3 protein-coding genes are annotated in these 1,631 nt (G+C 38.6%); 1 reads left to right on the top strand and 2 read right to left on the bottom strand.

The features are described from left to right. Nucleotides 1-152: 152 nt before the first annotated feature. Together F6K52_RS36045 and F6K52_RS36040 are read right to left on the bottom strand one after the other, a co-directional pair. Nucleotides 153-728, bottom strand: coding sequence for an IS630 family transposase (locus F6K52_RS36045; protein ID WP_293089978.1), 576 nt, complete (start codon nt 726-728; stop codon nt 153-155). Continuing rightward, nucleotides 722-1,225, bottom strand: coding sequence for a winged helix-turn-helix domain-containing protein (locus F6K52_RS36040; RefSeq protein ID WP_293089976.1), 504 nt, complete (start codon nt 1,223-1,225; stop codon nt 722-724). The genes F6K52_RS36045 and F6K52_RS36040 overlap by 7 nt, the downstream gene beginning before the upstream one ends. A gap of 116 nt (nt 1,226-1,341) precedes the next feature. On the opposite strand from F6K52_RS36040, the gene F6K52_RS36035 reads away from it, so the two are divergent. Next, on the top strand, nt 1,342-1,527 hold the full coding sequence (locus F6K52_RS36035; protein ID WP_293089974.1) for a hypothetical protein: 186 nt from the start codon (nt 1,342-1,344) through the stop codon (nt 1,525-1,527). The last annotated feature ends 104 nt before the right edge of the window (nt 1,528-1,631 follow it).

Raw genomic sequence — 1,631 nt, 5'->3', positions numbered from 1 at the left:
TGCTCATGATGTACATACGTTATGTACTTACATAATAGCAATACTTGGGTTATTGATTTTGTTGTTTTTATGGGCTTGCTCCCCCCGCTTCCTGCGTCTTTTCCCCCTGCCTCTTACCGTCACATATCACTATCGACAGTTGTCATCTAATACTAAGTTGCATTCAAAGGTAGTACCCTTAGATGAGGAAAAAAAGTTAAAGAACGCAGGCGATCGCAATCAGAACAAAGTTGGATTAAGCCCTGACACAGTACATCCTCAACTTGGTCTAAAGATTGAAAAACTTGATTATAAAAATGATTTTCTCGAATATCTTCCCAGATATGTTCAACAGGCATTAATTCTGGACTATGAGCCGGTTGAAAAATCAAACGAATATTTTCAGGAACATTTAAACAATTAGAGCGATGCCAAGATGCTTTATCTAATTGTAAAATCACAAAATAATCGGCAAATTCTAGAGATATTTGTGACAAAAATAAATTCATCATTTTAGTATTGGCATAGGGCAAAGTTAAACAGGTCATTTGACCTAATTCGGGTGCAACTGCTGCATAAGCATAAATATATTGTCTAACTTGTTGCTTAGGTACAGTTGGACGTATACCTTCTGGAGACCAACACGCACGGACTTCTCCAATACGACCAAACCTTCCCTCATCTCCTGCCATTAATAATAGAGGTCGCCTGTCACATGGGTCTCTTGATTGATTAACTTGTTCTACCAAATCGGGAAAGTTTTTTTAAATTGCTCAATAGCATTTGGGTCTTTTTTGGGATGAGATGGTCTGGGAACAATTTTACGCCATTGATGCCGTTTTAATAGTCGGTAAATTGTAGTTTTATGGACGATAAAACCACATTCTTTTTCGTAGGCAAATTTTATTTGTATTGCTGTTGCAACCTGACCAAGACACGCTTTTTCTTTAAACGAATCTATCAGTTCTTTTTCTTGCTCCCAGCTTAAATAGCAATTATGCCTACCCCCTTTCCCCGGTGTTGATAGCCCGATTTCTCCTTGACGGTTATATTGCTGAATTACTTTTCGTACAAACCCTTTCGATACCCCTATGTGCAAAGCAATCTCTCCTGCTGTTCTTGGGTCTGCGATCGCATTATATATAACCTGCCATTTTTGTCTTTCCCAATAGGATGATGCCAACTTTAGTTTCTGCTTTACAGTTGCTAAGTCTAGATGAGGAAAGGCTTGCGTGACTTGAGCCATATGCACCCGTAAAATCTTATTTTTATCGTGTTTATCTCCTCTAACACCCTACTACATTTGACTGCAACTTAGTATCAGTACCAGTTTTTCAAGGCATTCGCCCATTACTGCAAACAATGGTTAGCTATCCTGATTGTCTAACCCTAGAGCAAGTAAAGTCAATCACTAAAGCTGTTGAAAACTATACCCTTCTAGAAAATACTACTCCAATGCCTAAGCCGAAGTCTAAACCCATTCCCAAGGCAAAGTCTATACCCATTCCCAAACCAAAACTTGTTAAACGTCAAAATTCTAGTACTTAACCACATTAGTTACGAGGGGTCACAGATCCCCGACTTCTTTAAGAAGTCGGGGATCTAAAACACCCACGAGTTTCAAAATCTAAAATCCAAAATCAAAAAACAGA

The sequence above is a fragment of the Moorena sp. SIO3H5 genome (genome assembly GCF_010692395.1).
In the GTDB taxonomy this organism is placed as follows: Bacteria; Cyanobacteriota; Cyanobacteriia; order Cyanobacteriales; family Coleofasciculaceae; genus Moorena.
This window is presented reverse-complemented; position numbering and strand designations above follow the sequence as displayed.

Bases quoted from the DNA above. Each gene is read 5' to 3' on its own strand.
- F6K52_RS36035 (WP_293089974.1), top strand. From the start codon at position 1,342: ATGGTTAGCTATCCTGATTGTCTAACCCTAGAGCAAGTAAAGTCAATC.
- F6K52_RS36040 (WP_293089976.1), bottom strand. From the start codon at position 1,225: ATGGCTCAAGTCACGCAAGCCTTTCCTCATCTAGACTTAGCAACTGTA.